This is a genomic window from Lutispora saccharofermentans (assembly GCF_024363565.1).
In the GTDB taxonomy this organism is placed as follows: Bacteria; Bacillota; Clostridia; order Lutisporales; family Lutisporaceae; genus Lutispora; species Lutispora saccharofermentans.
Genome location: NZ_JAJEKE010000023.1, coordinates 55,772 through 65,862 on the forward strand (window position 1 = coordinate 55,772; position 10,091 = coordinate 65,862).

Here is a 10,091-nt window from a genome sequence, read left to right on the forward strand (position 1 = left end):
AGTTTTGACGCAGCCCTATGCAAGCTTACAAACTCTTAGTCCCGGAGCTCTGCAATCGTTATCAGTCAGAACAACAAATAGCTTATGCAGTAAAATCAAAATTTAATCTGCCTTGGCAGTTTGCTTATGGTCTGTCTTTTTACGAATCGTCCATAGCCGGGTTTTGCGATTATGCCTTTGCCGTCTTCATATACCAAACTTCCCCTTACGATGGTTTTAACTGGCTTCCCTTTGAGCTTCATCCCATGAAGGGGAGTATATTTTGCCATTGTATACATCTTTTCTTGTTCAATAGTCCATTCTTTGTCCAGGTCGATTATGGTGAAATCCGCATCGGAGCCTATATCCATGGCTCCCTTTTTGGGATATAAGCCATAATGTATTGCCGGATTCTTGCATAGTATTTCAACCATTCTGCTTAAGCTTATTTTCCCTTTGTTATAGCCCTCACTCACTATTACGGGAACCATTGTTTCAACTCCCGGTATTCCCGGGAAGCTGTTCCATATATTCATGCCCTCCGCACATTTCTCGGTAGAGATCTCATAAGGAGCGTGGTCGGTGGCTATGAAATCAACGCTTCCGTCTGCCACACCCTGCCAGAGCATTTCATTATCCTTTACAGTCCTCAAAGGTGGGGCTATCTTGGCAAAGCTTTCATATTTTGACATGGCATCCTGATAGTTGATGGTCAAATAATGAGGGCAGGTTTCGGAAGTCACATCCAGGCCTCTCATCTTTGCATTTTTAACCAAAACTGCACCAATGCCCGTGCTCATATGAACGATATGCAGCCTTGCTCCCGTGAACTCTGCAAAGCTTATGCCCAGCTCAATGGCAACCTTTTCTGCCAGCTCAAGCCTTGCTTCGGCCCATGCAGGCCCATCCAGCCTGCCTTCATTTTTTAGCTTCTGGACATAGAAATCGCACATAGCATAGTTTTCAGCATGGATCCCTATGGGCAAGCCTGTGGCTGCAACAGATTTAAAGGCTTCCAGCATTTCAGGGTCAGTCACTCTGGGATAAGTAGGCACAGAAGGCGTCATATATACCTTAAAAGCACAAACCCCATAATCAGCCTGCTCCTTGACATTATGAAGCCAATTATTTCTTACATCTTCTCCGGTAACTCCTCCCCACATGCCATAATCAACTATGGCTTTGTCTGCAATCTGGCTCAGCTTGTACTCCAGATTATCTACGCTTCTCACCGAAGGCACGCTGCAGCATGGCATGTCTATTATGGTGGTAACACCTCCGCTGGCCGCAGCGGAAGTTCCCGTCAAAAAATTCTCCCTGTGAGTGAATCCCGGATCATTGATATGTGTATGAGAATCTATACATCCGGGGATCACCAGCTTCTCGCAGGCATCTATTATTTCCCTCGCTTCGATTTGTGCCTGTTCCATGAATCCTACTATAATTCCCTTATCCACCAGGATATCAACCTTCACTGTCATGTCACCCTTTGGTATCATTGCGTTCTTGATCAATAAGTCAATAGACATTTTGTTACCTCCTTTATTTTAAAATTATATAGCCTAAATCAAGTCCAGAAGATGATTTTCCAATATCTGATTCCTATTAAAATTCTCCAGACCTATGTAAAATTCCAGGGAATTTATCAGAGATTCAACGGGCACTACTCCCACCAGCTCACTGCCGATGACATTGATGCCGTACCTTGACGCTTCAAGCTTTACAACCTCATAGGTGCGGTACAGAGGCGTATTGACATAATCAAACATATTCATAGACACGCAAACCCTATCACGCTCCTCGAACTTTAATCCTACCGATCTGACAGTAGTAAATCCGCCGCTCGGTCCTCTGACGATCCTGGCTATCTTCCTGGCGATTTCTAAATCTGAAGTATCCAGAATCACATTAAAAGCCACCAAAGGATTTATGCCCGCGCTTACAATAGTCGCTCCGGCAGTGGGGTGCAATGCTGCAGGCCCGATATCAGGCTTTCTTTCATCCGTATGTGCTACCTCCTTAAGGCCCTCATATTGGCCCTTCCTGATGAAGTCCAAATTTTTTCTCTCAATCTTTCTCGCATTTTCTCCCGTAAAATAGACAGGCACCTTAAATCTTTCATATACTTCTCGTCCTATTTCCTCCGCCAGATCTACGCATTCTTCCAAAGTAATATTTTTCAGAGGAAAGATGGGAATGGTATCCTGTGCACCAATTCTGGGATGAGAGCCCTTTTGATCCTCCATATTGATGAGCTCAATGGATTTTCCTGCCATATTAAGCAATGCTTCCTTAAGCGGCTTCGGCTCTCCGATTAAAGTTACGACAGTCCTGTTAAAGTCCGGGTCGGGATGGTAATCCACAAGCTTTACGCCTTTCACATTTCTGACTTCGTTCACAATTTTCTCTATGGTTTCCTTGCGCCTTCCTTCGCTGAAATTGGGAACTGCCTGGATATATTGGGCCATTTTATACCTCCTAACAAAATTGATATTTGAACAGCAAATTATTTTAAATATTCCAAATATTAGTTCAATTTTCTGATGCTCAATACCTTTGGAGTAAATTTATAAAGAAATATATGTTTTTTTTTGCAATCCATCCTTTTTGTTGTTAATATTTCATATGCAGTGATATGCATTTATCCATATATATGCTTGAGTAGGTCTCAAAATGTACAAGCTTTAAAAAATAACTTTTTTTGTTAAAAAGCAACAAAAATACTTTAGAACAAACAGCCTTAATTACACTGGAATTATATAAAACAAACAACTTTAAAATATTTTCAAAATTTCAAAGGATTTATTTTTCTTTTGTCTAATTGAACCTGAAATCGGTATTTCTATGTGAAGGGGAGAATTATATGGCATGGAAGCTTTTAGATTTGTCACAAGAAATATATCAAGGTATGTCATTATTTCCTATGCATCAAAGCACATTTATAATGACAAATATGACCCACGATGAGAATAAGGCAAAAACAAAGAGCAAGACCCTGGGTTTTTCTGCGAGAAATTTATTGATCAGTGAACACTGCGGGACCCATACGGATGCTATCTGGGAATATGAGCCTTCAGGACCAACCATTGATAAAATGCCTCTTGAGTATTTTTGGGGCAGCGCTGTATGTCTGGACCTGAGCCATGTAAAAGCTGATCGCTTCATAACCCCAAAGGATCTGGAGGATGCGATGAGAAAATCAAATCAGCAGATCGAAAAAGGTGATATCGTCCTTCTTTACACCGGACATTATGACAGGAACTTCAATACCGACAAGTGGCAGACCTCTTATACCGGCTTGAACAAAGATGCCGCAGAGTGGCTTGCAAAAAAAGGAGCGGTAAATATAGGAGTGGACGCGCCCGCTATAGACCATCCGGATGATTTAGATTTTTCAGGTCACTATATTTGCGGAAAGTACAATATGACAAATACGGAGAACCTTTGCAACCTGCACTTGCTCGTCAATAAAAGATTTCTCTTTTTCGGCCTGCCTCTCAAGATAAGGGATGGCTCAGGCTCTCCCATCAGAGCCGTCGCCTTGATTGAAGAATAAACAAACTGATGGCAGCCGGTCACTGGAACCGGCTGCCATTTCCTTCGATTATTTTCATTATTTTGAGCCCTATCTCTGCATTTAATCTGCTCTCGGGAGACTTCAAGTCTATATTGGAAATCTCCTTGATCCTTTCCAGTCTATAGAGCACTGTATTATAATGGGTATACAAAGCTTCCGCCATTTTCCTTATATTCCCGTTATGCTCGAAATATGCTTTGAGGGTGGCTATAAACTCCGTATTCCTGGTTTTATCATACTCATATAGAGGCAATATAGTATTTTCATAAAAAGCGGCCAATTCATTTTTGATATTATCCTGGCTGAGTATTTTATAGACTCCTATATCATCGAAGTGCATAGCCTTTTTTCCGTAACTGTTTCCCAGCAGCATAGCTTTTCTTGCCTCCTGATAGCTTTTCCAGAGCAGTCTCACATTGGTGCAATGCCTTCCTATGCCTATGTTTACCTTGGTCTTTTGATACTTCTGGTCAACCGCTTTGATGATCTTATCACCTATACGCCGCGCTTTTCTGCCCATTTCTTCTATGTCCCTTGCTTCACCGGATCTAAGCAAAATTATTATGCTGTCGCTCTTTTCACCTATGATCGCCTTTTCATTCTCTTTCTTTACGATTTCATCGATATCTTGAATGATGCTATTTTTATATTGAGCAAAGATTTCACGGGGAGTCATCTGTTTATGCGCCGGAATTTTCTCCCTGCTCTCAATGCTGACTATCATCACAGTATGTCCGTCCTTTTCACTCCAGTCAAAAAAGGAACCCCTCTCAAAGGCAAGGTTCTGCATCGTTGTATCCCTGGAAAGCAGATTTTCTAAAAACTCCATCTTGTACCTGCTTTCTACCTGGTAAACGGACATCCTCTTTATTATCTCCAATGCGATAACCGCAGATGCGGTCTCAAGAGTTCTGTAGTCTATAGTCCCTATAGGCTTTAACATCTCCCATAGAAAAACATATCCATATATATTTTCAGAAACCATGATGGGAAATAAAACACGCTTTACAATCCTTCCATTGACATTATCAGCATAATTGGTCAATTTTTTTATGCCGTCCTGGGACAAATTTTTAGTCTTATCGTCATTGTACACGATAGAGAATAAATTGCCGTTTAATAATGAGCTATCCTGGGAACCGTCATCTCCGACACAGCCGCCAAATATATTATCCCAGATGACAATGGGATTCCCTATGGTTTCATAAAGCACTGCCGCTATATCCTGAAGGCCACCCCCGGATAAAACCACATTCATCAAATTGTTATGAATGTTTTCCATCCGCATTATCAAGGCGGTCTGTTTATTAAAAATGTGAGAGGATAAATTATCGGTTATATATGCAAAGGGCACATTGGGGTCTAATTCTATTAAAGGAAAACTGTACTTGTCCGCAGCAGCAATAAGCTCCCGGCTTATAGGCATGTCCAATCCGCCTATCTTTAGTGCCAGCGCAGCCAGCCCCTTATTATGAAGCTTTGCTATCAGATCCTTGCTCAAGTCAGGCTTGGCTTTTAATGCCAAAGAAGTCGTTATAAGCAGTTCGCCCTCCGAGACCCAATCTATGCCTTCATGATCAGCCATGATATTCAGCCTTACAATGACCCTGTCCACTCCTTCAGATCCGGCAATCACCTTTGATGTCTTTAAGGGTTCCAGTCCCATTGCTTCTCTGACTGTCATACCCTGTTCCTTCAACATCCTACCACCCCCATACATGAGTAAAGTGTCCAGCTTATTTTTAAATATTATAACATATATGGAAAGCTTTAGAAATAAAAATAAGTCTTTATGGACCATATAGTATCTGATAAAATTATTTGGGAATATAAAATAGTGTGCAGGAAATGGTGATAAAATGAAAGAATTAGAAAAATGCGCCATATGTCCAAGGATGTGCATGATCAATAGAAATGAGCATCCCGGTTATTGCGGAGTGAAGGATAAAATAAGGGCTGCAAAAGCATGCCTGCATGAATGGGAGGAGCCGTGTGTCTCAGGCATCAACGGGTCGGGCGCCATCTTCTTCAGCAATTGCAATATGAAATGCGTTTTTTGCCAAAACTATAACATAAGCCAGGAGGGCTTGGGAAAAGAAATATCGGCAGAAAAACTGGCTGATATAATGCTTCGGCTTCAAAAAAATAATGCGCATAATATAAATCTTGTCAGTCCCACGCCTTATATATATCATATAAAAGAGGCCGTAAATATTGCGAAAAATAACGGTTTGGCCATACCTGTGATTTATAATTCAAACGGATATGAAAATGCGGAGGCTTTGTCATGTCTTGAAGGCCTTATAGACATATACCTGCCTGATTTGAAATACTATGATGATAAATACAGCATTAAATATTCCAAAGCTCCCGGGTATTTTGAGCATGCCGCGAGGGCAATCCTTGAAATGTACAGGCAGGTCGGAAGCCCTGTTATTAACGATAACGGCATTTTAACCAAAGGGCTGATGATACGCCACATGATGCTTCCCGGGCTCCTGTTCGATTCAAAGAAAATCGTTGATTGGGTTATAAAAAGCCTGCCTGCTGAAGTTTATTTGAACATTATGTCCCAGTACACTCCTATGTATAATGCAAAGAGCTATGGGGAGATCGATAAAAAATTGAACTACAAGCATTATGAAAGCCTTATAGACTATGCTGTATCGATTGGTCTTGAGAATGGATTTATGCAAGCTCAGGACAGCGCCAATGAGCAATACACACCTATTTTTGATCTAAGCGGGATAGAGTAAATGCCTTTGTGAGGCATAAAGCGCTCAATATAGTATAGTGCTGCTGACTAAGTTTTGGGGGGATATAAAATGAAAACTGCAGTAAGAGAACTCTATGAAACAGGAAAAAAGAAAATAAACAGCGATTATTATTTTGCCCTTGATGTTTTTAATCAAGTACGTGATATGGCTATTGCAATTTCTGATAAAAAATTGCTCGGTGAGGTTTCACTAGACATGTGCCTTATCTACAGAAACTTGTCCGATTCTGTAAACGGGTTTAAAATAGTCGATAGTGCATTAAATTGCTTTCGAGAAATGGGTGATCTCGAAGGACAAGCTAGTGCAAATAATTTTTTAGGCATTTTCTGCTTTTATTCCGGCTTGTTTCAAAAGGCTTTACGATACTTTATGGCTGCTAAAGCTTTGGTAGAAAGCAAAGACTGTCCTAAATTGTATCTTTCAATACTTTCTAATATAGGTGAAGTTTATAGGGAAGCAAAGGATTATAATAATGCGATGGCTTATTATGAAAAAGCAGAGACATTAGCGATACTAAATCAAATAGATATTTACCGCGCTGCAATCCTCACAAACATTGGCAATATTAGCCTGTTAAAAAACGACTTTAATGAAGCATTGGATTATTATACAAAAGCCTTTTCACTCCTTGATGCAAATAATGCTATCATTTATACAGGGGAATTGCTGAATAAAATAGGGGTCATTCATATGAAGAACAATAATTTAAATATGGCAAGAAACTGTTTCTATCAAGCAAAAAAAGGATTTGAAAGTATAGATAATAAATACTATCTTATAGATACTTTGATTCAATTATTTGATCTTGAATTACAGTCAAAAAGCAGCGATCCCTTACCACTACTTGATCAGGCATATAAAATAGCTGTTTCCTGTTCTGCCGATAAAAAGCTTACTGAAATAGAAAAGCGGTTTCATGACTATTATATCACAATAGGAGAGTACAAAAAAGCCCTCGATCACTTTACTAACTATCACTATTTAGTAAGCAAAACTGAATCTATGAATTTAATTCATAAGTTGGAAATTCTAAAATTAGAAAGTGAATTGGTATATAAAATGCCTCCCAATGCCATGCTTAACGAAATAATTGAACAACAATCCAGTGAGAATAAAAAGATTGTTGATTTATTGAAAGAGCAGAATTCAGTTCTAATAAAGCAGGCCAATTACGATACTCTGACAAACATGCCCAATCGAAGGAGCATAAACAGAAAGCTGGAGTCGCTTACCAATCCCGATATTGGAAAGTGTCATGCACTTATAATGATAGATATTGATCATTTCAAATGGGTTAATGATGGTATGGGACACGCATATGGTGATGTGTGCTTGGAAAAAATCGCTCATATATTGATAGAAGCAATGAACCATATGAAAGGCTTTGTGGGACGTTATGGCGGAGAAGAATTTATCTGCATAATGGAGAATGTTGATATAGACCTGGTTTATCTTATTGCCGAGCAGCTTCGAATAAATGTGGAAGGCTCAAACATTACTTATACATATGGAGAAAAACAGTTTAAAGCCACAATAAGCATTGGTTATACAATAATTCACGATTATATAAATGCTTCAATAGAAGAATATATTGAAATAGCAGATAATGCTCTGTATCAGGCGAAAAGTGCAGGTCGAAATTGTGTGCGAATGGCTTCAATACTTCAATAAAACTATGCGCTTTATGCCCCAATAATATTCCTTTGCCATACACCTTTTCTATATACCAAATACCCATACAGGCAGATTATTAGATTGCTAAAGCTCATGGAAAACCATATCCCTGAAGGTCCGACATGGGTGAAATACTTAAAGATCAATATCATCGGTATCCTAATAAACCATAATCGTCCAATCTCCATTGCCATTGAATATTTTGTGTGACCTGAGCCTTGAAACAACCCTTGAATTACGCTGAAAATTCCCATAAGGGGCATGGAAAACGAGATATATTTGAGATACGTAATACCTTGGGAGATAACAGTAACGTCATCCTTGGATTGCATAAAAAAGTTGATTATGGATTTATCTTGCCATAATAAAATAATACATCCTATTACCGAAAATGAAACTGTAAGGTTCAAGGATTTTGCAAAGGCTTCTCTCGCTCTGTTCACTTGCTTAGAACCTAAGTTTTGCCCGATAATAGATGTCAAGGCAGCTCCCACACCCATAGCGGGCTGCATTATCAGTGCCGCAATCCTATTGACCATACCGAATGCCGCAATTGTTGCTGTCCCGTAAGAAGCTATAAAGCTATTCAGCACAATAAATCCAACAGCTGCTCCCGATTGCCCTATGGAGGAAGGCAGACCAACCTTAAAAACTTTCTTAACTATATTTTTATTAAATTTGAAATTGCTAAACTTGGGCTTTACAAGATCTGATGAGCGCATAAGTATAAAAAACCCCGCGACAGCAAGAAGCGCCTTCGAAATCAATGTGGCAACAGCAGCACCCGCAATACCCATATCAAAGGTAAATATAAATACCGGGTCTAAAATAACATTGAGCGCTGCACTTATTCCACTGAGTATTGTAGGCATAACAGTATTGCCTTGAGCATTCATTATAGAATTAAACACAAAAAACATAAACATAAAGGGCATATCTAAAAAAGTTATTTTTAAATAAATATTGCTATATTCCGCCAGGGCACCGGCTGCTCCCATCATTCTGATAACAAAGGGACTTAATATATAGCCTAAGGCTGAAAAAAGGACAGATACAAGCAAGGATATTATGGTTATCTGAGTTGCATACTCCTCTGCCTCTTCATAATCCGACGCACCAATCAATTGGGATAGAATTGATGTGCCTGCTATAGAAATACCGATGCCTAAAGAAATAAACAGAAAAGCAACCGGAAAAACAAAAGAAGTCGCAGCAAAGTGGACCGAGCTGATCTTGCTCACCCATATCCCATCCGCCAAATTATATAGAGTCTGAATCAGATTATTGATCATGATGGGCAGCGATAGCGCAATAATCACTTCATACAGATTGCCTTTAAGTATAAGTTCTCTTCTTTCAAATGCATTCATTGGATTGCCTCCACGCATGAATTGTTATTTCAATGTGTAACCGCCCTTGATGATCAGAAACACATCTCCTTCTGCCTTGACACCCCTGCCGTCCTCTCTCGACGCTATAAGCATATGGTTTGAGACTATGGCTTCTCCATTTTGCAGATCCTTTGCTGCTGTTATATCGGAAAGCCCTCCGTTTTTCCCATATACCGCGGTAGCTTTCCCAGATCTGATTATTATTTCAGAGCCTTCTCCTGCAAGCAATACCTGACCTTTTTTCATTTCTACGACTTTAAAGGTCAAAGCGCTATCCACTTTATTTTTCAAAGCTTGTATTTCTGCATCCTTTTTATCTATCAACGCCTGATATTCCTCCATGCTTCCGGAGTATTTCATCACTTCGTTTTTAAGGCCTTCCATAGCAGAATCTATATAATATTTGATCTGATCGATTTTCTTCTCCACAAAGCTCAATGTCACAATGGGATCACTCTCTGAACCGGGAATAGCTCCATCTGCCGAACCCAGTATTACAAATGATGCTAAGATAATTACCGTTGCTATTACTACTATTTTTGTTTTAGATATACAAAAGCTAATTTTCATCAATTCTCCTCCTATTTCCCGTTTTATCATATAGCTAACCGCCGCTAACTTACTATTCGACATTATAATAGAAAATCCTGTATATTTTTCAGATTTGTAATATTTGAAAAACAATAAACAAAA

General features: G+C 39.5%; 8 protein-coding genes. 3 read left to right on the forward strand and 5 right to left on the reverse strand.

Annotation, left to right across the window (positions count from 1 at the left end):
• Positions 1 to 95: 95 nt before the first annotated feature.
• Entirely contained in the window at positions 96 to 1,508 is a 1,413-nt protein-coding gene (allB, locus tag LJD61_RS18425; protein WP_255229031.1) for an allantoinase AllB, read from the reverse strand.
• Between the two features lie 33 nt (positions 1,509 to 1,541).
• The gene (ftcD, locus tag LJD61_RS18430; RefSeq protein ID WP_255229032.1) at positions 1,542 to 2,447 is read right to left on the reverse strand and encodes a glutamate formimidoyltransferase; all 906 of its coding nucleotides are present in this window, start codon (positions 2,445 to 2,447) and stop codon (positions 1,542 to 1,544) included.
• Positions 2,448 to 2,842: 395 nt separating this feature from the next.
• Here ftcD and LJD61_RS18435 point away from each other — a divergent pair, with 395 nt between their 5' ends.
• Positions 2,843 to 3,535, forward strand: a complete 693-nt coding sequence (locus tag LJD61_RS18435) for a cyclase family protein (protein WP_255229033.1) — start codon at positions 2,843 to 2,845, stop codon at positions 3,533 to 3,535.
• A gap of 19 nt (positions 3,536 to 3,554) precedes the next feature.
• Here the strand turns inward: LJD61_RS18435 and LJD61_RS18440 are convergent, their stop codons facing one another.
• Entirely contained in the window at positions 3,555 to 5,258 is a 1,704-nt protein-coding gene (locus tag LJD61_RS18440) for a PucR family transcriptional regulator (protein WP_255229034.1), read from the reverse strand.
• A 157-nt stretch (positions 5,259 to 5,415) separates the two neighbouring features.
• Between LJD61_RS18440 and LJD61_RS18445 the strand changes: the two genes are divergently transcribed.
• Together LJD61_RS18445 and LJD61_RS18450 are read left to right on the forward strand one after the other, a co-directional pair.
• Positions 5,416 to 6,312, forward strand: coding sequence for a radical SAM protein (locus tag LJD61_RS18445; RefSeq protein ID WP_255229035.1), 897 nt, complete (start codon positions 5,416 to 5,418; stop codon positions 6,310 to 6,312).
• A 69-nt stretch (positions 6,313 to 6,381) separates the two neighbouring features.
• Positions 6,382 to 8,004, forward strand: coding sequence for a tetratricopeptide repeat-containing diguanylate cyclase (locus tag LJD61_RS18450; RefSeq protein ID WP_255229036.1), 1,623 nt, complete (start codon positions 6,382 to 6,384; stop codon positions 8,002 to 8,004).
• Between the two features lie 11 nt (positions 8,005 to 8,015).
• Here the strand turns inward: LJD61_RS18450 and LJD61_RS18455 are convergent, their stop codons facing one another.
• Both LJD61_RS18455 and LJD61_RS18460 read right to left on the reverse strand, forming a co-directional pair.
• The gene (locus tag LJD61_RS18455; protein ID WP_255229037.1) at positions 8,016 to 9,377 is read right to left on the reverse strand and encodes an MATE family efflux transporter; all 1,362 of its coding nucleotides are present in this window, start codon (positions 9,375 to 9,377) and stop codon (positions 8,016 to 8,018) included.
• 24 nt (positions 9,378 to 9,401) lie between these two features.
• Positions 9,402 to 9,968: a hypothetical protein gene (locus LJD61_RS18460; RefSeq protein WP_255229038.1), complete on the reverse strand. Its 567-nt coding sequence runs from the start codon at positions 9,966 to 9,968 to the stop codon at positions 9,402 to 9,404.
• Positions 9,969 to 10,091: the final 123 nt, after the last annotated feature.